Origin of the sequence: Microbacterium sp. ProA8, from assembly GCF_039905635.1 — a bacterium.
GTDB lineage: Bacteria > Actinomycetota > Actinomycetes > Actinomycetales > Microbacteriaceae > Microbacterium > Microbacterium chionoecetis.
Genome location: NZ_CP157000.1, coordinates 2,640,884 through 2,662,121, shown reverse-complemented (window position 1 = coordinate 2,662,121; position 21,238 = coordinate 2,640,884). Strand labels below are relative to the sequence as shown.

Annotated in this window: 18 protein-coding genes and 3 rRNA genes; 15 read left to right on the top strand and 6 right to left on the bottom strand. The window is 66.8% G+C overall.

Annotation, left to right across the window (positions count from 1 at the left end; all coding sequences use genetic code 11):
• The first annotated feature begins 265 nt into the window (after positions 1–265).
• From ABG085_RS11905 to ABG085_RS11880, 6 genes are all read left to right on the top strand, one after another.
• Positions 266–1,027 (top strand): AzlC family ABC transporter permease, encoded by a 762-nt coding sequence (locus ABG085_RS11905; RefSeq protein WP_347975950.1) that lies wholly within the window; start codon positions 266–268, stop codon positions 1,025–1,027.
• Positions 1,024–1,338: an AzlD domain-containing protein gene (locus tag ABG085_RS11900; protein ID WP_347975949.1), complete on the top strand. Its 315-nt coding sequence runs from the start codon at positions 1,024–1,026 to the stop codon at positions 1,336–1,338. Before ABG085_RS11905 ends, ABG085_RS11900 begins: the two co-directional genes overlap by 4 nt.
• Positions 1,339–1,404: 66 nt before the next feature.
• Positions 1,405–1,770 carry a DUF6113 family protein gene (locus tag ABG085_RS11895; protein WP_347975948.1) on the top strand — a complete coding sequence of 122 codons (366 nt, stop codon included), beginning with the start codon at positions 1,405–1,407 and terminating at the stop codon, positions 1,768–1,770.
• A 38-nt stretch (positions 1,771–1,808) separates the two neighbouring features.
• Positions 1,809–2,129, top strand: coding sequence for a ferredoxin (fdxA, locus tag ABG085_RS11890; RefSeq protein WP_018170155.1), 321 nt, complete (start codon positions 1,809–1,811; stop codon positions 2,127–2,129).
• Position 2,130: 1 nt separating this feature from the next.
• On the top strand, positions 2,131–3,252 hold the full coding sequence (gene dapC / locus ABG085_RS11885; protein WP_347975947.1) for a succinyldiaminopimelate transaminase: 1,122 nt from the start codon (positions 2,131–2,133) through the stop codon (positions 3,250–3,252).
• Positions 3,253–3,439: 187 nt separating this feature from the next.
• Positions 3,440–4,738, top strand: coding sequence for a citrate synthase (locus ABG085_RS11880; protein WP_163620127.1), 1,299 nt, complete (start codon positions 3,440–3,442; stop codon positions 4,736–4,738).
• Positions 4,739–4,844: 106 nt separating this feature from the next.
• Here ABG085_RS11880 and dapD read toward each other — a convergent pair whose 3' ends face one another.
• Positions 4,845–5,801 carry a 2,3,4,5-tetrahydropyridine-2,6-dicarboxylate N-succinyltransferase gene (gene dapD, locus ABG085_RS11875; RefSeq protein ID WP_347975946.1) on the bottom strand — a complete coding sequence of 319 codons (957 nt, stop codon included), beginning with the start codon at positions 5,799–5,801 and terminating at the stop codon, positions 4,845–4,847.
• A 564-nt stretch (positions 5,802–6,365) separates the two neighbouring features.
• Between dapD and ABG085_RS11870 the strand changes: the two genes are divergently transcribed.
• From ABG085_RS11870 to ABG085_RS11845, 6 genes are all read left to right on the top strand, one after another.
• Positions 6,366–7,888, top strand: a 16S ribosomal RNA gene (locus ABG085_RS11870).
• A 449-nt stretch (positions 7,889–8,337) separates the two neighbouring features.
• Positions 8,338–11,442: ribosomal RNA gene (locus ABG085_RS11865) — 23S ribosomal RNA — on the top strand.
• Positions 11,443–11,549: 107 nt separating this feature from the next.
• Positions 11,550–11,666, top strand: a 5S ribosomal RNA gene (rrf, locus tag ABG085_RS11860).
• The 16S, 23S and 5S rRNA genes sit together here, the layout of an rRNA operon.
• A 79-nt stretch (positions 11,667–11,745) precedes the next feature.
• Positions 11,746–12,822, top strand: a complete 1,077-nt coding sequence (dapE, locus tag ABG085_RS11855) for a succinyl-diaminopimelate desuccinylase (protein ID WP_347975945.1) — start codon at positions 11,746–11,748, stop codon at positions 12,820–12,822.
• A complete protein-coding gene (locus ABG085_RS11850; protein WP_347975944.1) occupies positions 12,804–14,030 on the top strand; it encodes a hypothetical protein in 1,227 nt (408 codons plus the stop codon). The genes dapE and ABG085_RS11850 overlap by 19 nt, the downstream gene beginning before the upstream one ends.
• Positions 14,031–14,144: 114 nt before the next feature.
• Entirely contained in the window at positions 14,145–14,318 is a 174-nt protein-coding gene (locus ABG085_RS11845) for a DUF3117 domain-containing protein (protein ID WP_163620836.1), read from the top strand.
• A gap of 61 nt (positions 14,319–14,379) precedes the next feature.
• On the opposite strand, the gene ABG085_RS11840 is transcribed toward ABG085_RS11845, so the two are convergent.
• A complete protein-coding gene (locus tag ABG085_RS11840; protein WP_347975943.1) occupies positions 14,380–15,015 on the bottom strand; it encodes a class I SAM-dependent methyltransferase in 636 nt (211 codons plus the stop codon).
• A 72-nt stretch (positions 15,016–15,087) separates the two neighbouring features.
• Between ABG085_RS11840 and ABG085_RS11835 the strand changes: the two genes are divergently transcribed.
• Positions 15,088–15,477 carry a Sec-independent protein translocase TatB gene (locus tag ABG085_RS11835; protein ID WP_347975942.1) on the top strand — a complete coding sequence of 130 codons (390 nt, stop codon included), beginning with the start codon at positions 15,088–15,090 and terminating at the stop codon, positions 15,475–15,477.
• 13 nt (positions 15,478–15,490) lie between these two features.
• Here ABG085_RS11835 and ABG085_RS11830 read toward each other — a convergent pair whose 3' ends face one another.
• From ABG085_RS11830 to ABG085_RS11820, 3 genes are read right to left on the bottom strand one after another with little or no spacing between them, the layout of a single operon-like run.
• Positions 15,491–16,642, bottom strand: a complete 1,152-nt coding sequence (locus ABG085_RS11830; RefSeq protein ID WP_347975941.1) for a P-loop NTPase — start codon at positions 16,640–16,642, stop codon at positions 15,491–15,493.
• Positions 16,639–17,166 (bottom strand): DUF1003 domain-containing protein, encoded by a 528-nt coding sequence (locus ABG085_RS11825; RefSeq protein ID WP_347975940.1) that lies wholly within the window; start codon positions 17,164–17,166, stop codon positions 16,639–16,641. Before ABG085_RS11825 ends, ABG085_RS11830 begins: the two co-directional genes overlap by 4 nt.
• Positions 17,166–18,497 (bottom strand): CBS domain-containing protein, encoded by a 1,332-nt coding sequence (locus ABG085_RS11820; RefSeq protein WP_347975939.1) that lies wholly within the window; start codon positions 18,495–18,497, stop codon positions 17,166–17,168. The genes ABG085_RS11825 and ABG085_RS11820 overlap by 1 nt, the downstream gene beginning before the upstream one ends.
• A 40-nt stretch (positions 18,498–18,537) precedes the next feature.
• Between ABG085_RS11820 and ABG085_RS11815 the strand changes: the two genes are divergently transcribed.
• Positions 18,538–19,329, top strand: a complete 792-nt coding sequence (locus ABG085_RS11815) for a general stress protein (protein WP_347975938.1) — start codon at positions 18,538–18,540, stop codon at positions 19,327–19,329.
• A complete protein-coding gene (locus ABG085_RS11810) occupies positions 19,326–20,021 on the top strand; it encodes an alpha/beta family hydrolase (protein ID WP_347975937.1) in 696 nt (231 codons plus the stop codon). The genes ABG085_RS11815 and ABG085_RS11810 overlap by 4 nt, the downstream gene beginning before the upstream one ends.
• Here the strand turns inward: ABG085_RS11810 and ABG085_RS11805 are convergent.
• Positions 19,997–21,214, bottom strand: a complete 1,218-nt coding sequence (locus tag ABG085_RS11805) for a citrate/2-methylcitrate synthase (RefSeq protein WP_347975936.1) — start codon at positions 21,212–21,214, stop codon at positions 19,997–19,999. The genes ABG085_RS11810 and ABG085_RS11805 overlap by 25 nt on opposite strands.
• Positions 21,215–21,238: the final 24 nt, after the last annotated feature.

Sequence of the window (21,238 nt, the reverse complement as noted above, 5' to 3'; positions counted from 1 at the left end):
GGCACCCACAAGCGAGGAAGCGTTTTCTGCGTGTGTCACCAGCATGCGCGCGCGAGCCGGAAAGCGCAATCCCCGTCGTGTGCAGACGGGCCCCGGTTCTTCGTGGCGGTTCTCCGGCGCGGCCCGAAGGGCGCCGGGCGCGCGCGGGGCGACTCTGCCGCGTTCGGGACCGGAAGCGCCGGGAATCCTTGGGGGTGAGAGCGGCAGGCCGCTCGCGTCCGGGTGGACCGGCGTCGCTGTCCCGGCCCGTCGTTAACATGGCGACGTGACCCTCGATCCTCGTTTCGACGACGCGCACGGCGCCGGCGAAGCCAGACGGGCGGTGCGCGAGGGCCTCGGGGTCGCCATCGCGACCAGCGCTTACGGCATCTCGTTCGGGGCGCTCGCGGTCGCGTCGGGCCTCGACGTCTGGCAGACCTGCGTGCTGAGCCTCGTGATGTTCACCGGGGGGTCGCAGTTCGCGTTCGTCGGGATCGTCGGCGCCGGAGGACTGGCCGCCGCGCCCGCGGCGATCGCCTCCGCGGCGCTGCTCGGGGTCCGCAACGTCGCCTACGGCATCCGCATGTCGCCCGTGATCGGCGCGGGGTTCTGGCGCCGGGCGGCCGCCGCGCACTTCACGATCGACGAGTCCACCGCCGTCTCGCTCGCACAGCGCACGTCGCGCGCACGCACGCTGGGGTTCTGGGTCACCGGCATCGGCATCTACATCGGCTGGAACCTGTCGACGCTTGCCGGTGCGCTGCTCGGCGACGTGCTGGGCGACCCGCGGGCGTACGGGCTGGACGCCGCCGCGGCGGCCGCGTTCCTCGCTCTGCTGTGGCCGCGGCTGCGCGCCCGCCAGCCCATCGTGGTGGGCGTCGCGGCTGCCGTGGTCGCGACGGTGCTGACGCCGGTGCTCATGCCAGGCATCCCCGTGATCGTGGCCGCGGCCGTCGCCATCGTCGTCGGCTGGACGAACTGGCTCGGCAGGGACGACACGGTGGACGCCGAGCCCGACGACGTTGCGGAGCGGGAGGGCCTGCCGTGACCATGTGGACTGCTGTGCTGGTGGCCTCGATCGTGTGCGTGGCGCTCAAGACCGTCGGCTACCTCATCCCCGCCCGCTGGGTCGAGGCGCCGACGCCGCTGCGGATCGCAGACCTGCTGACGGTGGCGCTGCTCGCCGCTCTCGTCGCGGTGCAGACCCTCGGCGCCGGGCAGGCCGTGGTGGTCGACGCCCGCGTTCCGGCGGTGCTCGTGGCGGCGGGCCTGCTGCTCCTGCGGGCGCCGTTCCTCGTCGTGGTGATCGCCGCCGCTCTCGTGGCGGCGCTGCTGCGCCTCTGGGGCTGGGCCGCGTAAGACCGCACGTGCCCGTGCCGCCGCGCACGCCGACCGGCCCGAAGGGCTGGTCGGTAGCATCGAGTCATGCGTTCCTCCGTCCCCGCCCGCATCGGCAGCTGGATCGTCGCGCTGCTCGTCGGGCTGGTGTACGGCGTCGCCGGCACCGTCGCGCACGCGTATGAGCTCGGCTGGTTCCCGCTCGGCCTCGTCCTTGCGGTGATCGGATCGGGCGCGCTGCTGCTGGCGGTCCGCCTCCTCACCTCCGACCGGTGGGCGACTCTCGCCACCGGCGGCGGCATGATGATCTCGACGCTGGTGTTCTCGGGGAGCGGCCCCGGCGGTTCGGTGGTCGTGCCACAGACCGGTCTGGCCGTTTTCTGGACCTTCGCCGTGCCGATTCTCGTGGCACTCGCCGTCGCCTGGCCGGATCGGACGCGCGCCGCCGACTGAGCGGACGAGCGACGACGGGGCGCCGGTAGACTGATCGCGTGACGTACGTGATCGCCCTTCCCTGTGTGGACGTCAAGGACCGCGCCTGCATCGACGAGTGTCCCGTGGACTGCATCTACGAGGGCGACCGATCGCTGTACATCCACCCCGACGAGTGCGTCGACTGCGGCGCCTGCGAGCCGGTCTGCCCGGTCGAGGCGATCTACTACGAAGACGACCTGCCCGACGAGTGGCAGGACTACTACAAGGCCAACGTCGAGTTCTTCGACGACATCGGCTCCCCGGGCGGCGCCGCCAAGGTCGGCGTCATCCACAAGGACCACCCGATCATCGAGGCGCTCCCGCCCCAGGAACACTGACGTGGGGGTCGCCGACCTCGCGGACTACCCCTGGGACGCCGTCGCACCGTACGCGGCGCGCGCCCGTTCGCACCCCGACGGCATCGTCGACCTGTCCATCGGCTCACCGGTCGACCCGACGCCTGAGGTCGTCGCCGACGCGCTGCGCGCGGCGACCGACGCCCACGCCTATCCGCAGACCGTCGGGACGCCGTCGCTGCGCAGCGCGATCGCCGCGTGGTACGACCGGCGCCGCGGCGTGCCCGGCCTGACGTCGGACGACGTGCTGCCCACCGTCGGCTCGAAGGAGCTCGTCGCCCTGCTGCCGCTGCTGCTGGGGCTCGGGCCGGGCGACACCGTCGTCCATCCTCGCGCCGCCTACCCCACGTACGAGGTCGGCGCGCGGCTCGTCGGCGCCACGCCGGTCGCCGCCGACGACCCGGCGGAATGGCCCGAGGGCACACGCCTGGTGTGGGTGAACTCGCCCGGCAACCCCGACGGAAGCGTGCTGGACCTGGACGCCCTGCGTGCCGCGGTGCACCGGGCCCGGGAGCTCGGCGCGGTGATCGCCTCCGACGAGTGCTACGCCGAACTCGGGTGGGACGCCCCCTGGGACCGGGAGCCGGTGCCGTCGGCGCTGGATCCCCGGGTCACCGACGGCGACCTGCGCGGCATCCTCTCGGTGTACTCGCTGAGCAAGCAGTCGAACCTCGCCGGCTACCGCGCCGCATTCCTCGCCGGCGATCGGACGGTGGTGGCCCGCCTGCTCACGGCGCGCAAGCATCTCGGCCTGATGCTGCCCCTCCCGGTGCAGACGGCGATGGTGGCGGCCCTCGAGGACGACGCGCACGTCGCCGCGCAGAAGGAGCTGTACCGTCGCCGGCGCGAGGTGCTGCGGCCCGCGGTGGAGGCGGCGGGCTTCCGCATCGACGCGAGCGAGGCCGGGCTGTACCTGTGGGCCACGGAGGGCCGCGACGCATGGGAGAGCCTCGGCCGGCTGGCCGACATCGGCATCCTCGCCGGTCCCGGACACTTCTACGGCGTGCACTTCCCGCAGCACATCCGGCTGTCGCTCACCGCGACCGACGACCGCATCGCGGCGGCCGCAGAACGCCTGCTGGCGGCATCCGTTCTCTCGCGCTGAGGATTCCTCCATCGGATGCCGGGTCCCTTTGGCCGTGTCAACAGTAGGCGCAGCGGCGCACTAGGCTGTAGGAACGCGGCGACGCGGCATGCCCGTCCCGCCCCTCCGTTCTGATGCAGACCGCCCCACGGTGACGCTCAGGACCGGACGACACCCCCGGTACGACCAGAAATCGCGAGGAGGCGCCGTGAGCGACGCGGGCACCCACCAGGAGAAGGCCACCCTCACGATCGGTGATACGTCCGCCGAGTTCCCGCTGCTGCGGGGCACCGACGGCTCGCCGAGCGTGGACCTCTCCACCCTCACCCGCCAGACCGGCTACACGGCTCTCGACTACGGCTTCGTGAACACCGCGGCGACCAAGTCCGCGATCACCTATATCGACGGCGACCAGGGTGTGCTGCGCTACCGCGGCTATCCGATCGAGCAGCTGGCGAAGAACAGCACGTACCTCGAGGTCGCGTGGCTGCTCATCTACGGCGAGCTGCCCACGGCCGACCAGCTGGGGGAGTTCGACGAGAAGATCCGTCGTCACACCCTGCTGCACGAGGACCTCAAGCGGTTCTTCTCGGCGCTGCCGCATACCGCGCACCCGATGTCGGTGCTGTCCTCGGCCGTCTCCGCGCTGTCGACGTACTACGAGCACCAGTCCGACCCGAACAATCCCGAGCACGTCGAGCTCAACACGATCCGCATGCTGGCGAAGCTGCCCGTCATCGCGGCGTACGCGCACAAGAAGAGCATCGGGCAGGCGTTCCTGTACCCCGACAACTCGCTCGGCTTCGTCGACAACTTCCTGAAGCTGAACTTCGGCGTGCTGTCCGAGGTGTACCAGGTCGACCCGGTGATGTCGCGCGCGCTGGAGCGCCTGCTGATCCTGCACGAGGACCACGAGCAGAACGCGTCCACCTCGACCGTGCGCCTGGTCGGCTCCACCGGGGCGAACCAGTTCTCGTCGATCTCGGCCGGCATCAACGCGCTGTACGGCCCGCTTCACGGCGGTGCGAACGAGGCCGTGCTCGACATGCTGGCGCGCATCCGCGACTCGGGTGAGAGCGTGCAGCGCTTCGTCGAGCGCGTGAAGAACAAGGAAGACGGCGTGAAGCTCATGGGCTTCGGGCATCGGGTCTACAAGAACTACGACCCGCGCGCCAAGCTGGTGAAGGAGTCGGCCGACGAGGTGCTGACCGCACTCGGCGTCAGCGACCCCCTGCTCGATCTCGCGAAGGAGCTCGAAGAGATCGCGCTCAACGACGCGTACTTCCAGGATCGGCGCCTGTACCCGAACGTCGACTTCTACACCGGCGTCATCTACAAGGCGATGGGCTTCCCGACGCGGATGTTCACCGTGCTCTTCGCGATCGGCCGCCTGCCCGGCTGGCTGGCGCAATGGCGCGAGGCTGCCGGCGACCCGCAGACCAAGATCGGCCGTCCGCAGCAGCTGTACATCGGCGCCGAGGAGCGCAACTACCCCGGTCTCTCGTGACCCTTCCCGATGACCGGGCGTCCTTGCCCTCGGTCATCGGCGAGAAGCGCCCGGCATCAGCGTGATCCATCGCTGGTGCCGGGCGCTTCTCATCGCGGCAGGGGCGTCAGGCGTGCAGCGCTTCGTTGAGCGTGACGCCGATGCCCGCTCGGCGGACCGCCTCGACCGCGCCCGTCAGCGAGTTGCGCCGGAACAGCAGCCCCGCTCGCCCAGAGAGGTCGGCGCCCTTGGCGGTCGCGGGCGAGCCGTCCGCGCGCGGCGGCTCGTCGGGCAGCACGATCTTCGTGCCGGCAGTCACGTAAAGTCCCGCCTCGACCACGCAGTCGTCGCCCAAGGAGATGCCGATGCCGGCGTTGGCGCCCAACAGCGTGCGAGCGCCGACCGACACCTTGTGCGTCCCGCCGCCCGACAGCGTTCCCATGATGGAGGCGCCCCCGCCGATGTCGCTGCCGTCGCCGATGACGACGCCCTGCGAGATGCGGCCTTCGACCATGCTCTGCCCGAGCGTGCCGGCGTTGAAGTTGACGAAGCCCTCGTGCATGACGGTCGTGCCGGGGGAGAGGTACGCGCCCAGGCGCACGCGCGAGGCGTCGGCGATGCGGACGCCCACGGGAGTGACGTAGTCCAGGAGGCGCGGGAACTTGTCGAGTCCCTGCACCTGGATGCCGTCGCGCGCGAGGAAAGGACGCAGTCGGGTCAGCGCGTCGGGGTGGATCGGGCCGGCGGTGGTCCAGGCGACGTTCGGCAGATGGGCGAAGACTCCGTCCAGGTTGACCTCGTTCGGGCGCACGAGCAGATGCGACAGCGCGTGCAGGCGGAGGTACGCGTCGGGCGTCGACGCCGGCGCGCTGTCGAGGTGGACCTCGACCGCCACCACATCCACGGTGACGGCCCGACGGGGGTCGGCCACCGCGAGATGGTCGAGCGTGTCCGGTGCCAGCTGGGGATCGAACCCGAGCGGGATCCGCCCGGCAGCGGGGGAGGGGAACCACGTGTCGAGCACGGTTCCGTCTTCGGCGGTTGTGGCGAGGCCGACGCCCCAAACCCATCGTTCTTCGGTCATGGGATCAACGCTAGCGCGGTCGCCTGCCCCCGTCTTCCGCGTGATTCCGGGGGTGTGGGGGTGCGACACGCCCGGGGTGCGGGCTGGATTCGACGGGTGGCGGGGTCGCACGTAAAGTATTACTTGTTCGCCCCAAAGGGTAGAGCGGAAGGCCGGAAGGCCTGGCTCCCCTCAAGCAGTGAACAACCCCATCCGATGTGCTCCTGGTGAGTCGGCCGGTTTCGGCTTAGGATGGGTATCTTCCACTTTCGTGTGCGTCGGTCTGCGACTGCGGTGGGGTCTTGTGCCTCGCCGCTTCGATTTGACAGGCGGGACGGGATGTGTAAGATAGAGAAGTTGCCCAGCGGCGAAGGTTGAGAGACCGGAACGCTGGTGCGTCCGATCTTTGAGAACTCAACAGCGTGCACTTGTCAAATGCCAATTTTTGTATCCTCGCTGACCTTTTTGGTTGGTGGGGGTCCTTTTTGGATCAATTCATGGATGTCAGTTTGATATTCGTTTTTGGTCATGGTTGAACTCGCTGCTTTCGACTCGTTTTCCCGGGTTGTTGGTGGTTTTCATTTTTTTATGGAGAGTTTGATCCTGGCTCAGGATGAACGCTGGCGGCGTGCTTAACACATGCAAGTCGAACGGTGAAGCCCAGCTTGCTGGGTGGATCAGTGGCGAACGGGTGAGTAACACGTGAGCAACCTGCCCCTGACTCTGGGATAAGCGCTGGAAACGGCGTCTAATACTGGATACGAACCACAGTCGCATGGCTGGTGGTTGGAAAGATTTTTTGGTTGGGGATGGGCTCGCGGCCTATCAGCTTGTTGGTGAGGTAATGGCTCACCAAGGCGTCGACGGGTAGCCGGCCTGAGAGGGTGACCGGCCACACTGGGACTGAGACACGGCCCAGACTCCTACGGGAGGCAGCAGTGGGGAATATTGCACAATGGGCGCAAGCCTGATGCAGCAACGCCGCGTGAGGGATGACGGCCTTCGGGTTGTAAACCTCTTTTAGCAAGGAAGAAGCGAAAGTGACGGTACTTGCAGAAAAAGCGCCGGCTAACTACGTGCCAGCAGCCGCGGTAATACGTAGGGCGCAAGCGTTATCCGGAATTATTGGGCGTAAAGAGCTCGTAGGCGGTTTGTCGCGTCTGCTGTGAAATCCCGAGGCTCAACCTCGGGTCTGCAGTGGGTACGGGCAGACTAGAGTGCGGTAGGGGAGATTGGAATTCCTGGTGTAGCGGTGGAATGCGCAGATATCAGGAGGAACACCGATGGCGAAGGCAGATCTCTGGGCCGTAACTGACGCTGAGGAGCGAAAGGGTGGGGAGCAAACAGGCTTAGATACCCTGGTAGTCCACCCCGTAAACGTTGGGAACTAGTTGTGGGGTCCTTTCCACGGATTCCGTGACGCAGCTAACGCATTAAGTTCCCCGCCTGGGGAGTACGGCCGCAAGGCTAAAACTCAAAGGAATTGACGGGGACCCGCACAAGCGGCGGAGCATGCGGATTAATTCGATGCAACGCGAAGAACCTTACCAAGGCTTGACATACACGAGAACACCCTAGAAATAGGGGACTCTTTGGACACTCGTGAACAGGTGGTGCATGGTTGTCGTCAGCTCGTGTCGTGAGATGTTGGGTTAAGTCCCGCAACGAGCGCAACCCTCGTTCTATGTTGCCAGCACGTAATGGTGGGAACTCATGGGATACTGCCGGGGTCAACTCGGAGGAAGGTGGGGATGACGTCAAATCATCATGCCCCTTATGTCTTGGGCTTCACGCATGCTACAATGGCCGGTACAAAGGGCTGCAATACCGTGAGGTGGAGCGAATCCCAAAAAGCCGGTCCCAGTTCGGATTGAGGTCTGCAACTCGACCTCATGAAGTCGGAGTCGCTAGTAATCGCAGATCAGCAACGCTGCGGTGAATACGTTCCCGGGTCTTGTACACACCGCCCGTCAAGTCATGAAAGTCGGTAACACCTGAAGCCGGTGGCCCAACCCTTGTGGAGGGAGCCGTCGAAGGTGGGATCGGTAATTAGGACTAAGTCGTAACAAGGTAGCCGTACCGGAAGGTGCGGCTGGATCACCTCCTTTCTAAGGAGCACTTGGACCTCTTCGGGGGTTCCAGGACCCAGTACCACACCGTTCGTGTGTGGCTGGGGCTCATGGGTGGAACATTTGACATGGCGTCAGCGCAGCTGGGGTCCACTAGTACGCCGCATCCTTTCGGGGGTGTGGTTGGAGGGTGGGTTCTGGTGAGCGGGGCGCCGGCACGCTGTTGGGTCCTGAGGGACCGGACGCTGCTTCTGCTGCCTTTCGGGGTGGTGGGGGTGGGGGACACTCCTCTTGGGCCTTCTGATTCCTGCGCCGTTTGGCGGGTGGGGTTGGGGGGTACCGCCCGTACTTTGAGAACTACACAGTGGACGCGAGCATCTTCGAGATGATCCTTCGGGGTCGTCTTGTTATAGATGATCTTAAAGATCATTAGTCAATTTCGCCCGGACCTTTTGGTTCGGGTTCGATTCTTGATGAAACTCATGTGATTTCAAGTCTTTAAGAGCAAACGGTGGATGCCTTGGCATCTGGAGCCGAAGAAGGACGTAGCAATCTGCGATAAGCCTCGGGGAACTGATAAGCAAGTTTTGATCCGAGGGTGTCCGAATGGGGAAACCCCGCCAGGGCGCGTGCGTACCTGGTGACTCCCGCCTGAATATATAGGGCGGGTAGAGGGAACGTGGGGAAGTGAAACATCTCAGTACCCACAGGAAGAGAAAACAACAGTGATTCCGTGAGTAGTGGCGAGCGAAATCGGATCAGGCTAAACCTCATGTGTGTGAGAGCCGGCAGGCGTTGCATGTGGGGGGTTGCGGGACTTTCCGGACCATTCTGCCGAGTGGTCGACGTGACAGAAGCGTATAGACGAACCGTCTTGAAAGGCGGGCCAGAGTGGGTGACAGCCCCGTAGTCGAAATGCGTGTTCTGACGTGGAGAGTATCCCAAGTATCACGGGGCCCGAGAAATCCCGTGTGAATCTGTCAGGACCACCTGATAAGCCTAAATACTCCCAGATGACCGATAGCGGACAAGTACCGTGAGGGAAAGGTGAAAAGTACCCCGGGAGGGGAGTGAAATAGTACCTGAAACCGTTTGCTTACAAACCGTTGGAGCCTCCTTAGTAGGGGTGACAGCGTGCCTTTTGAAGAATGAGCCTGCGAGTTAGCGATATGTGGCGAGGTTAACCCGGGTGGGGTAGCCGTAGCGAAAGCGAGTCTGAATAGGGCGATTCAGTCGCATGTCCTAGACCCGAAGCGAAGTGATCTATCCATGGCCAGGCTGAAGCGACGGTAAGACGTCGTGGAGGGCCGAACCCACTTAGGTTGAAAACTGAGGGGATGAGCTGTGGATAGGGGTGAAAGGCCAATCAAACTTCGTGATAGCTGGTTCTCTCCGAAATGCATTTAGGTGCAGCGTTGCGTGTTTCTTGCCGGAGGTAGAGCTACTGGATGGCCGATGGGCCCTACAAGGTTACTGACGTCAGCCAAACTCCGAATGCCGGTAAGTGAGAGCGCAGCAGTGAGACTGTGGGGGATAAGCTTCATAGTCGAGAGGGAAACAACCCAGACCACCATCTAAGGTCCCTAAGCGCGTGCTAAGTGGGAAAGGATGTGGAGTTGCTTAGACAACCAGGAGGTTGGCTTAGAAGCAGCCACCCTTGAAAGAGTGCGTAATAGCTCACTGGTCAAGTGATTCCGCGCCGACAATGTAACGGGGCTCAAGCACGCCACCGAAGTTGTGGCATTGACATTATTGGTAGGCCTTCGTGGTCCAGCCGTGTTGATGGGTAGGAGAGCGTCGTGTGGCGAGTGAAGCGGCGGGGTGACCCAGCCGTGGACGCCACACGAGTGAGAATGCAGGCATGAGTAGCGAAAGACGTGTGAGAAACACGTCCTCCGAAAGACCAAGGGTTCCAGGGTCAAGCTAATCTTCCCTGGGTAAGTCGGGACCTAAGGCGAGGCCGACAGGCGTAGTCGATGGACAACGGGTTGATATTCCCGTACCGGCGAAGAACCGCCCAAACTAATCCAGTAGTGCTAAGTGTCTGAATCCCATTGACGGATCCCTTCGGGGTGAAGCTGTGGGCCTAGCGCACGACCCCATTCTGGTGCGGTTAGCGTATTAACAGGTGTGACGCAGGAAGGTAGCCCATCCCGGGCGATGGTTGTCCCGGGGCAAGTGCGTAGGCCGAGTCATAGGCAAATCCGTGACTCATACAGGCTGAGACACGATGCGGATGAAAAGTGGGTGATCCTATGCTGCCAAGAAAAGCATCGACGCGAGGTTCTAGCCGCCCGTACCCCAAACCGACTCAGGTGGTCAGGTAGAGAATACCAAGGAGATCGAGAGAATCGTGGTTAAGGAACTCGGCAAAATGCCCCCGTAACTTCGGGAGAAGGGGGGCCATCCACTTATATGAGCTTGCCTCAAAAAGGGTGTGGTGGCCGCAGAGACTAGTGGGTAGCGACTGTTTACTAAAAACACAGGTCCGTGCCAAGTCGCAAGACGATGTATACGGACTGACGCCTGCCCGGTGCTGGAAGGTTAAGAGGACCGGTTAGCCGCAAGGCGAAGCTGAGAATTTAAGCCCCAGTAAACGGCGGTGGTAACTATAACCATCCTAAGGTAGCGAAATTCCTTGTCGGGTAAGTTCCGACCTGCACGAATGGCGTAACGACTTCCCAACTGTCTCAACCGCGAACTCGGCGAAATTGCATTACGAGTAAAGATGCTCGTTACGCGCAGCAGGACGGAAAGACCCCGTGACCTTTACTACAGCTTGGTATTGGTGTTCGGTGTGGCTTGTGTAGGATAGGTGGGAGACTGTGAAGCGGATACGCCAGTATTCGTGGAGTCATTGTTGAAATACCACTCTGGTCACTCTGGATATCTAACTTCGAACCGTAATCCGGTTCAGGGACAGTGCCTGGTGGGTAGTTTAACTGGGGCGGTTGCCTCCCAAAAAGTAACGGAGGCGCCCAAAGGTTCCCTCAACCTGGTTGGCAATCAGGTGGCGAGTGTAAGTGCACAAGGGAGCTTGACTGTGAGACTGACAGGTCGAGCAGGGACGAAAGTCGGGACTAGTGATCCGGCAGTGGCTTGTGGAAGCGCTGTCGCTCAACGGATAAAAGGTACCTCGGGGATAACAGGCTGATCTTGCCCAAGAGTCCATATCGACGGCATGGTTTGGCACCTCGATGTCGGCTCGTCGCATCCTGGGGCTGGAGTAGGTCCCAAGGGTTGGGCTGTTCGCCCATTAAAGCGGTACGCGAGCTGGGTTTAGAACGTCGTGAGACAGTTCGGTCCCTATCCGCTGCGCGCGTAGGAAGTTTGAGAGGATCTGACCCTAGTACGAGAGGACCGGGTTGGACGAACCTCTGGTGTGCCAGTTGTACTGCCAAGTGCACCGCTGGTTAGCTACGTTCGGGATGGATAACCGCTGAAAGCATCTAAGCGGGAAGCCGGCCTCAAGATGAGACTTCCATACCTTCGGGTGAGAGGCTCCCAGCCAGACTACTGGGTTGATAGGCCAGATGTGGAAGCGCAGCAATGCGTGCAGCTGACTGGTACTAATAAGCCGATGACTTGATAACACACCGTTTCTGGTGCTTGCGTCCACTGAGTGGTTCCCGATGTACGGTCGGGAACACAACAGAACATAGATTTTTTCACGTTGTGAAGACTGAAACATCAAGAGAGTTTCGGCGGCCATAGCGAGAGGGAAACGCCCGGTCCCATTCCGAACCCGGAAGCTAAGCCTCTCAGCGCCGATGGTACTGCAGGGGGGACCCTGTGGGAGAGTAGGACACCGCCGGACACCCATTCACGTAATGGCCACCCCCCAAGGGTGGCCATTACGCGTTAACGGCGACTTTTCGCCTCGGTAGACTCGGGGGATGCCCGCGCTCGATCTGTCGCTGTCCTCCGCCGAACTGACTCGCATCGTCTGCGACATCCCGAGCGAGTCGGGCGACGAGAAGATCCTGGCCGACGCCATCTTCGAGCAGATCTCCCCGCTGCCTCACCTCGAGACCTATCGCGACGGCGACACGATCGTCGCCCGCACATCCCTGGGCAGAGCTCAGCGCGTGGTGATCGCCGGCCACATCGACACCGTCCCGATCAATGCCAACATCCCGACGAAGGACATCGACGTCGACGGTGACCCCTTCATCTGGGGCCGGGGCACTGTGGACATGAAGGCCGGCGTGGCCGTGCAGCTGAAGCTGGCGGCCGAGCTGATCGCTCCTCGCGTCGACATCACCTGGATGTGGTACGACCACGAAGAGGTCGATGCCGACCTCAACGGGCTCACCCGCCTGGCTCGCACGCGCCCCGATCTGTTCGCCGGCGACTTCGCGATCCTGGGGGAGCCGTCCAACGGAGAGGTCGAAGGCGGCTGCAACGGCAACCTGCGCGCGATCGTGCGCACGCACGGCGTGCGCGCGCACAGTGCGCGGGCCTGGATCGGCGACAACGCGATCCACCGGGCGGCGCCGATCCTCGGCCGGCTCGCGGAATACGAGCCACGCGAGGTCGAGGTCGAGGGACTGGTGTACCGGGAGGGCCTCAACGCCGTCCGCATCCGCGGGGGCGTGGCAGGCAACGTGATCCCCGACCTCTGCGAGGTCGAGGTGAACTATCGCTTCGCGCCCAGCCGGGACGTCGCCGAGGCGGCGGATCATGTGCGGGACGTGTTCTCGGGCTTCGAGGTGGACATCGTCGACGCGGCGGCGGGCGCCCGCCCGGGCCTCGACGCTCCACTGGCTCAGGAGTTCCTGGCGGCGGTGGGCGCGTCGCCGCGTCCCAAGTACGGGTGGACGGATGTCGCCCGCTTCAGCGCCCTGGGCGTGCCGGCGGTCAACTACGGGCCCGGAGACCCACACCTCGCGCACCATGACGAGGAGCGCGTGCCGCTGTCTCAGATCGTGGCGGTCGAGCAGGGACTGCGCGCGTGGCTGGCGACCAGCTGACGACCGCCCCCGTGGTGCAGTCCTCGCGCGGTCGCGTCGCCCTGCGCATCGCCGCCATCTACCTCGCTGCGCGGTTGGTCACGACGCTGTTCCTCTTCCTGGCTGCGCAGCTGTCCGGCTTCCAGAGCCGCATGGGCGCGGATGCCGGCCTGGCGGACGCCGTCGTCGCCTGGGACGGCGCGTGGTACTGGCTGGTGGCCTTCTCGGGGTACCCCACCTCGCTGCCGCTCACGGATGCCGGGCAGGTCGCCGAGAACGCCTGGGCCTTCCTGCCGCTGTATCCGTATCTCGCCCAGGCCGTCTCGGTGCCGTTCGGCGGTCAATGGGGGACCGGTGCCCTGATCGTGTCGCTCGTCGCCGGGTACGGGGCATCCGTCGCTCTCTATCATCTGCTGCGCCTGCGCCTGGATGAGTCGGCGACCCTGTGGGCGGTGGCCTTCTTCGCCAGCGGCCCGCTCGCCGCCCTGTTCCAGGTGGGCTACGCCGAGGCGCTGAACCTCTTCTGGCTGTTCTGCGCGCTGTGGTGCGTGGCGCGGCGACGCTACGGCTGGCTGTACCTGCTCATCCCGCTGATGGCGTTCACGCGTCCCGGTGTCCTGGCCTTCGCACTGTGCCTGGGCCTCTTCGGCATCTGGAGGTGGTTCCACCGGGTGCGAGAACCGCTCCGCGCGCCGGAGATCGCCCACATCATCGCGCTCGGCCTGCTGGCCGCCGTCGCCGGGTTCGCCTGGCAGATCATCGCCGGCTGGGTGACGGGCGAACCGGGGGCGTATCTCGCGACCGAGCTCGCCTGGCGACGCAACTGGGTGCCCGGCGATCCGACCTTCGTGCCGTTCGAGCCGTTCCTCGCCGGGGTTTCCTTCTGGTTCGAGACGATGTGGCATCTCCCGCTCCCCCTCGGCTACGCACTGGTCGGGGTAGGCGCCCTGCTGATCGGCGCGGCGCTGGCGTTCCTCCCGGCGGTGCGGAAGCTGGGCATCGAGATCCGCTTGTGGAGCGCGAGCTACCTCCTCTATCTGCTGCTGGTGTTCTTCCCGCAGTCGAGCATCTTCCGTCTGCTCGTACCGCTGTCCCCGCTGTGGGGGGCGTTCGCCGTGCCGCGCTCGCCCGCGTGGCGGGTCGGCGTGCTCATCGCGTGCCTGGCCGGTCAATGGTGGTGGATCTACAACATGTACGCCCTGGGCAACAGCACGTGGCAGGTGCCGTGACCCCGCATGAACGGAAATGATGCGTTCCGCGGATGCCGCTTTCCCCAGGCGTGCCCGGGGCGGTTGCCCTCACGATAAACTTGACGTGCAGACCATCGATGAAAAGGAGCCGCAATGGCAGCCATGAAGCCGAGAACCGGAGACGGGCCGATGGAGGCCGTGAAGGAGGGTCGACTCATCATCGTGCGCGTGCCGCTCGAGGGAGGCGGTCGTCTGGTCGTCTCGGTGAACGATGCTGAGGCCAAGGAGCTCTACGACGTCCTGAGCGGCGTCGTCAACGCCGCGTAGACGCACGTTGCGCGAATGGCCGGTCCGACGGGACCGGCCATTCGCGCTTTTCGCGGACGTGTCAGGACTGGGGCACGGTGGTGAGCTGCAGCAGCCCCTCACCCGTGATCGACAGCGCTCCGATGACGGCCGGTGACGCCTGGGTCTCCTGGATGAGCGAGCGGTAGGCGGTGGTCACCGGGTCGCGACGCACGGGGTCGGCCACGCCGCCACCCGCGAGCACCCGCGGGACGAGCACCGTGCCGCCGGCGCGCACCAGGCGAAGGCCGTGCTCGACGTATTCGATGACACCGTCGGGGTCGGCATCCACCAGCACGATGTCGTAGGAGGCCTCGTTCATGCGCGGCAGCACTTCTGCGGCACGCCCGGTGATGAAACGCGCACGGGCCGGAGGGATGCGGGCTTCGGCGAATGCCTGCCGTGCGGCACCGAGGTGCTCCGGCTCCTTGTCGATCGTCGTGAGGGTCGCGCGGGGTGAGCCGTGAAGCAGCCAGAGGCCGGAGACGCCGGCGCCCGTGCCGATCTCCACGATGTTGAGTGCCTGGGATGCCGCCGCGATCACCGCGCACTGAGCACCCACGGCCGGGCTGATCGGTGCGGCGCCGAGTTCGAGCGCGTGCGCACGCGCACGCGCGATGTGCTCCGGCTCGCTCGTCGCCTCGTCGACGAACCGCTGGTTCGCGCTCTGCTCTCCCATCGGCATCCTCCGCGTGCCAGCCTACGTGGCCATGCGGCGCTGATCGCTCAGGCACGGCGGTAATCTGAAGGCATGATCTTCGGGCTCACGATCGAGAAGCTCCTGCTGATCGGACTCGTCGCGGCACTCATCCTCGGGCCCGAGCGTCTGCCGCGGTATGCGGAGTCCCTCGCGGGACTGACGAAGCGGGCTCGGGAGTGGGTGTCGACGGCGCGCACCCGGGTGCGTGACGAGATGGGTGAGGACTTCGACGACGTCGACTGGCGCACTCTCGATCCGCGGCAGTACGACCCGCGGCGAATCATCCGCGAGGCGCTGCTCGACGACGCACCCGTGGCGAGCGTCGCCGCAGCGCAGACCACCGCCGAGACCGATGCGCAGACGCCGCCCACGACACCGGTGCGCTCGCCCTTCCGTGGCCCGGCGGACGGCCCGACCCCCTACGACAGCGAGGCGACCTGACGCCGCCCGCGCGTCACTGCGGGCGGAACGGGAGCGCGCGTCCCGACAGGCCGCGCGGCGTGCGCGCGAGCTCTGCGGCCACGCCGGCGATCGCCTGTGCCGCGGGGTCGTCGGGATGGGCGATGACGGCCGGGATGCCGGCATCCGCGTCCGTCCGCAGCGTCGGGCTGAGCGGCACCGACGCCAGCAACGGCACCTGGGCATCGGGCTGGGACAGTGCCGCAGCGACAGCGGAGCCGCCACCGGTGCCGAAGAGGTCGATGGTCGTGCCGTCCGGCAGGGTCATGGCCGACATGTTCTCGATCACGCCGATCACCCGCTGCCCGGTCTGACGCGCCACCAGGCCGCTGCGCACCGCGACGTCGGACGCCGCGGCCTGCGGCGTCGTGACGACGAGCACGTCGGCATTGGGCAGGAGCTGTCCGACCGAGATCGCGACGTCGCCGGTTCCCGGCGGCATGTCCAGCAGCAGGACGTCGAGGTCGCCGAAGTAGACGTCGGTCAGGAACTGCAGCACGGTGCGGTGGAGCATCGGCCCGCGCCAGGCGACGGCACCCACGGCCTCTTCGCCGTCGCGGCGGCGCAGGAACATCCCGATCGAGATGACCTTCACCCCGTGGGCGACCGGCGGCAGCATGAGGTCGTCGACGCGCGTCGGCTGCGGCACGGCGCCGTCGGGCCCGACGAGGCCCAGTTGCCCGGGGATGGAGAAGCCGTGCACGTCGGCGTCGACGAGTCCGACCGCGAGCCCGCGGGCGGCGAGCGCGGCAGCGAGATTCGCCGTGACGGTGGACTTTCCGACGCCGCCCTTTCCGCTCGTGACGGCGATCACGCGCGTGAGCGTGCCGGGGCCGAACGGCATCTCTCGCGCGCGGCCACCGCGCAGGCGTTCCGTGAGGGCGTGCCGCTCGGCCGGAGTCATGACGCCGACCTCGAGGGCGACATCCGTGATCCCCGGAACGGATGCCGCAGCCCCGCGCACATCGGACGCGATGCGGTCCGCCGCCGGGCAGCCGACGATGGTCAGGGCGATCGCGACGTGCGCGACACCGTCTCGGACCGAGATCTCACGGACCATGTCGAGCTCGCCGATCGGTCGGCGCAGCTCGGGGTCGGGCACAGCGCCGACGGCGGTGCGGACGGCGTCCGCGTGTGCCGCCGTCATCGCGTGGCGCCCTCATCGACCTCGGGGCTGTTGTCGAGCTTCTCGAGCAGGGCGCGCAGCTCGGTGCGCAGCACCTCGCGCGTCACGACCTGGTCGGCGAAGTCGTTGACCGCCATGCGCAGTGCGACGACCTCGCGGGCGAGGTACTCGGTGTCGGCGAGATTGCGCTCGGCGCGCTGGCGATCCTGCTCGATCTGCACCCGGTCGCGGTCGTCCTGCCGGTTCTGCGCCAACAGGATGAGGGGCGCCGCGTACGAGGCCTGCAGCGACAGGATCAGCGTCAGCAGGGTGAAGTTGGTCGCAGACGGGTCGAACTGGAGCTGAGGCGGCATGAAGATGTTCCATGCCAGCCACACCGCGACGAAGATCGTCATGCCGATGAGGAAGCCCGAGGTGCCCATCGCGCGGGCGAACGCCTCGGAGAAGCGCCCGAACCTGTCGCGGGACGGCTGAGGGCTGCGCTGCAGCATGCCCGAGCGTCCGCGGGGCGCGTCGAGCGAAGGGTGGCGGTTGCTGCGTGCCATCACCGCTTCCTCCCGCCGCCCTTGCCGGTGCCGAACGTCAGCGTGCTCCCGGTCGTCGTCGGCACGGCTTCGGACGCCGGGCGCCGTTCGTCGTCTTCGGCGTCATGCGATCGCCAGTCCTCGGGCAGCAGGTAATCGAGCACGTCATCGACGCTGACCGCCCCGACCAGTCGGTGGGCGGGATCCACGACGGGCAACGACACCAAGTTGTAGGACGCGAGCAGACGCGCCACTTCGGCGGCGGATGCGGTGGCGGGCATGGGGTCGAGCGTGTCGTCGATGATGGCACCGAGCCGCTCGTGCGGCGGGTAGCGCAGCATCCGCTGGAAGTGCACCGTGCCGAGCAGTCGGCCGGTCGGCGTCTCGTACGGGGGCAGGGTGACGAACACCGCCGCAGCGAGCGCCGGGTGCAGCTCGTGACGGCGGATGAGCGCGAGCGCCTCCGCGATCGTCGCGTCGGCGGACAGCACGATGGGCTCGCTGGTCATGAGACCGCCCGCCGTGTCGGGGCCGTACTTCAGGAGGGCGCGGACATCCTCGGCCTCCTCGGGCTCCATGAGGTCGAGGAACTCCTCGCGCTGGTCCTCCGGGAGCTGACCCAGAAGGTCGGCCGCGTCGTCGGGCTCCATCGCGTCGAGGATGTCGGCGGCGCGCTCGTCGTCGAGGGCCTCGAGGATGTGCACCTGGTCGCCCTCGGGCATCTCTTCGAGCGCGTCGGCGAGCCGGTCGTCGGGGAGCTCGTCGACCACCTCGAGAAGTCGGTCCTCCGGAAGATCGAGCAGCGTGTTGGCGAGATCGGCGGGGCGCAGCTCGGAGTAGGTGGCCACGAGCTGCTCGGCCGATTGGGCCTCACCAGGCACCTGGCTCTCGCGCACGGCATCCCAGGTCGCGAACGTCGTCGGACCCTTGGCGAAGGGGGAAGCGCTCGTCTTGGGCTTGCGCAGGAAGAGCTGGCCGACATCCCATTCGCCGAGCCGGTTGCGCTCGATCGCGACGTCTTCGATCACGGCGGTGCCGGAGCCGTCGGCGAAGAACACCTTGCGGCCGAGCATCTCGGCCATGACGCGCACCTCACCGCCGCGCTGCTGGAAGCGCCGCACATTGATGAGGCCGGTGGTGATGACCTGGCCCGTGGCGATGGAGGTGACGCGGCCGATGGAGACGAAGACATGGCGGCGGCCCGGGATCTCCACCACGAGCCCGATCACGCGGGGCGGATCGTCTTTTCGGTAGATGACGACGACGTCGCGGACCTTGCCGAGACGGTCGCCGGCGGGGTCGAAGACCGAGCACCCTGACAGGCGCGCGACGAAAACCCTCTGCGTGCTCACACGTCCCAGCGTAGTCCGCGTGCCATGGGAGGATGGGGAGATGACCATGATGGGAGGGCGCTCCGCGCAGGGATCCGACGCGGTGGGTCAGGCCGTGGCGAGCTTCCCGACGTACGAGGCGGCGCAGAAGGCGGTGTCATCGCTCATCGCCGCCGACATACCGGCGCGGGACATCGCGATCGTCGGTCAGGGGCTCCGCTCGATCGAGCGGATCACCGGACGCCTCGGCTACGCATCAGCCGCGCGCTCGGGCGCGGTCAACGGACTCCTCCTCGGACTGCTCTTCTCCGCGATCCTCGTGATCGGCTCCCCGTCGGTGCCGATCCAGGCGTTCGTGGGCGTGTTGTTCGTGGGCATCGCCATCGGCATGCTGCTCAGCATCGTCACGTACTCGTTCGTCCGTCGTCGGCGCGACTACGCGTCGGTCATGCAGGTCGTCGCCGACCACTACGAGATCACCGTGACCGACAACAGCGTGCATCGCGCGCGTCAGGTGCTCGGCCCCCAGGTGCCCACGGCCCCCGCCGCGTCCGCCGCCGCGGCCTCGCGCGCCGCATCGCCGGCGCCCGCCGTACCCGCGACGCCCGCTGCACCCGAGCCGGCGTCCCCGCCGGAGCCGCCGAAGTACGGCGAGCGGGTCGTGCCGACCCCGGATGCCGCGGCCGAATCCGCGCCGGCTGACCCGCGCCCGGCCGGCGCCGGCGACCCCGGCCCGGCGGACACCGCCGATCCTCTCCCGGCGGACGCCACGGATCCCGCCCCGGCGGATGCCGAGACCGATCGAGCCGACGTGTCGGAGCAGCCGCGCGGCGAGGACGGCGACCGCGCATGACCGCGGCCGGCGATTCCTGGCGGATCGCCGTGGCGCTGCCCAACGGGAGTGCCGACGTGTCAGTCGACCTGGTGGCACCCGCGTCGCTCTGGGCCTTCGCCGCGCTGGCGCACGGCGCCGGCGCCGGGTACCGGCATCCGTTCCTCACCGGCTTCGCCGACGCCCTCGCGCGGGAGGGGGTCGCAACCCTGCGGTTCAACTTCCCGTACGTCGAAGCCGGCAGACGGATGCCGGGACCCGCGGCGCACGCGGTCGCCACGTGGGCGGCCGTCCACGCCGAACTGGCCGCCCGAGCAGGTGACGCGCCGGTTTTCGCGATGGGGAAGTCGTACGGCGGACGCATGGCGTCGATGGCGGCGGCGGAGGGCGTGATCGACCCGGCGGGGCTGGTCTACCTCGGCTATCCGCTGCACCCGCCCGGAAGCCCCGACAAGGCCCGCACCGCCCACCTGCCGGATGTGCCGCAGCCGCAGCTGTTCGTCGAAGGCACCAACGACCCCTTCATCGATCCACACGACCAGCTCGAGGCGGCGGTCGCCTCGTGTCAGACGGCCGAGATCGGGTGGATCGACGGCGGCGGGCACTCGTTCGAGGTGAAGGGCCGCAAGCGTCCGCCGGCCGAGATCGCCGCCGACCTCGCCCCGCAGGTCGCCGCCTGGATGCGGCGTCACTCGGGGGCGGGGCCGACGTAGCGGCCGCGGGGTCGCAACCGCATCGGGCGCTCGTCGTACTCGTCGAGCGCATGGGTGATCCACCCGGCGATGCGGCCGATCGCGAAGATGACCGCGCCCGCATCCTCGGGCATGTCCGACCACAGCGTGAGCGCCGCCAGTGCGAGGTCGAGGTTGGGTCGGGTCTCGGCACGGCGCGCGACCTCATCGGCGACCGCATCCACCGCCGCCAGCACGTCGGTGCTCTCGGGCATCTCACGCAGCATCTCGAGCAGGACGGTCGCGCGCATGTCGCCGCCGGCATACAGCGCCTGCCCGAAGCCCGGGATGCCGCGCCCGCCGTCGCGCACCGCCCGGGCGATCGCCGTGGATGGCGGATCGCCGTCGAGTACGCCACGCAGCATGCGGACGGCGGCACGGCTCGCCGTGCCGTGCAGCGGTGCGTCGAACGCCCCCAGCGCTGCCGTGACCACCGCGTAGCCCGAGGCGCGTGCCGACGCGGCCACCCGCGCGGCGAGCGTCGAGACGGCGAGGTCGTGGTCGATCACCAGCACGAGCGCGGCGTCCAGGATGCGAATCCCCTCGGGACGCGCCGAGCCGCCCAACGCGCGCCACAGCGTGTGCGCGATCGTCCTCGCTTCGCCGTCCGGAGCGAGCGCCGCGGGAAGACCGGTGAGCAGCCGGGCGCCAACACGGATCAGCTGCGACGGGTCGGGGTCGTCACGGAGCGGGTCGGTGGCGCCGAGCGCGGTGACGGCGATCTGCACGCGATCCAGTGCCGAGGCGGTCTCACCGAGCGCCGCGATCGTGCGCCGGGCCACCGTCAGATCTTCGCTCGAGGGTCCTCGGAGCGACGGCACGTTCCAGAGCCATGCCACGACCTCCTCGAACGAGTGCTCGCGCGCCAGTCGCGCTGCGGAGCGTCCCCGGAAGCGCAGTTCGTCGTCTTCGTCGATGTGGGCCAGGCTCGTGTCGAGCACCATGAGCGGCGTGCCCGCTGCCCGAGAGTCGCGCACGGTCGTTCCCGGCGCGGGGCTCGTCGCCCGCCGGCGACGGCGCGCGAACGCCTCGACCTCGAGCGGATCGAAGGACGACCCGGCGGCGTCGCGTTCGCGCGAGAGCAGCCCTCGTGACACGTACGCGTACAGAGACTCCGGCTTGACGCCGAGTCGCGCCGCCGTCTCGGCGGCGGTGAGGCGTGGCAGATCGCTCATGATGTTGATCCGATCAAGATTGAC

Bases quoted from the DNA above. Each gene is read 5' to 3' on its own strand.
- dapD (WP_347975946.1), bottom strand. From the start codon at position 5,801: ATGACCGAAGAACGATGGGTTTGGGGCGTCGGCCTCGCCACAACCGCC.
- ABG085_RS11825 (WP_347975940.1), bottom strand. From the start codon at position 17,166: ATGGCACGCAGCAACCGCCACCCTTCGCTCGACGCGCCCCGCGGACGC.
- ABG085_RS11815 (WP_347975938.1), top strand. From the start codon at position 18,538: ATGACCATGATGGGAGGGCGCTCCGCGCAGGGATCCGACGCGGTGGGT.
- ABG085_RS11810 (WP_347975937.1), top strand. From the start codon at position 19,326: ATGACCGCGGCCGGCGATTCCTGGCGGATCGCCGTGGCGCTGCCCAAC.
- ABG085_RS11845 (WP_163620836.1), top strand. From the start codon at position 14,145: ATGGCAGCCATGAAGCCGAGAACCGGAGACGGGCCGATGGAGGCCGTG.
- ABG085_RS11830 (WP_347975941.1), bottom strand. From the start codon at position 16,642: ATGACGGCGGCACACGCGGACGCCGTCCGCACCGCCGTCGGCGCTGTG.
- ABG085_RS11805 (WP_347975936.1), bottom strand. From the start codon at position 21,214: ATGAGCGATCTGCCACGCCTCACCGCCGCCGAGACGGCGGCGCGACTC.
- ABG085_RS11895 (WP_347975948.1), top strand. From the start codon at position 1,405: ATGCGTTCCTCCGTCCCCGCCCGCATCGGCAGCTGGATCGTCGCGCTG.
- dapE (WP_347975945.1), top strand. From the start codon at position 11,746: ATGCCCGCGCTCGATCTGTCGCTGTCCTCCGCCGAACTGACTCGCATC.
- ABG085_RS11840 (WP_347975943.1), bottom strand. From the start codon at position 15,015: ATGGGAGAGCAGAGCGCGAACCAGCGGTTCGTCGACGAGGCGACGAGC.
- ABG085_RS11835 (WP_347975942.1), top strand. From the start codon at position 15,088: ATGATCTTCGGGCTCACGATCGAGAAGCTCCTGCTGATCGGACTCGTC.